Below are 598 nucleotides of genomic sequence, written 5' to 3'. Positions count from 1 at the left end.
TCCAGTTGTGTGCGTGAGACAGGCCCTGAAAGGACCATACGGACACTTCCGATCACAGGCGGGTTCGTATTGGTTCTAATGCTCAAATCGATACCCGCGACGACCGTAGGATCGATCTGAAGCCCATTGGTCAGTTCAAACAGGTCCACATCCGAAGAAGCATCAATAAGAGTAAACCCTGCGATGGCACTGGCATCCGGGTCGTTGACGACAATCTGCACAGACGCATCGTCCTGTAGCCCATCCCCGTCCGTGACCGTCAGGGTTGCCGTATAGGTCCCTGGGGTAGTATAGGTATGGCTCGGATTTGCATCGGTGGAGGTGTTGCCATCCCCAAAATTCCAGCTGTACTGAGTAATCCCCGAATCGTCAATGGAATTACTGCCTGTAAAGCTCACATTCAAGGGCACATCCCCGCTCAGTGGAGTGGCAGAGGCTATTGCCGAAGGCGGCAGGTTGCCCCCTCCTGGTGCAATGGAGAACTGTATGCTGGTCACCCCGATGATATTCCCCGCCCCATAGCTTCCGTCATAGGCTGTGGCGGTCAGAGTGTAGGTGCCCTGTGGGAACGGCACGCCACTATAATCAATTCCAGGCA

The 598-nt window shown here is 54.8% G+C and carries 1 protein-coding gene; it reads right to left on the bottom strand.

What is annotated here, in order from left to right; translation table 11 throughout:
* The coding region (locus QU605_RS15335; protein WP_289726205.1) for a PKD domain-containing protein at nt 1–598 on the bottom strand (598 nt) is incomplete at both ends.

It is taken from the genome of Robiginitalea aurantiaca, assembly GCF_030380815.1.
Classification (GTDB): domain Bacteria; phylum Bacteroidota; class Bacteroidia; order Flavobacteriales; family Flavobacteriaceae; genus Robiginitalea; species Robiginitalea aurantiaca.
This window is presented reverse-complemented; position numbering and strand designations above follow the sequence as displayed.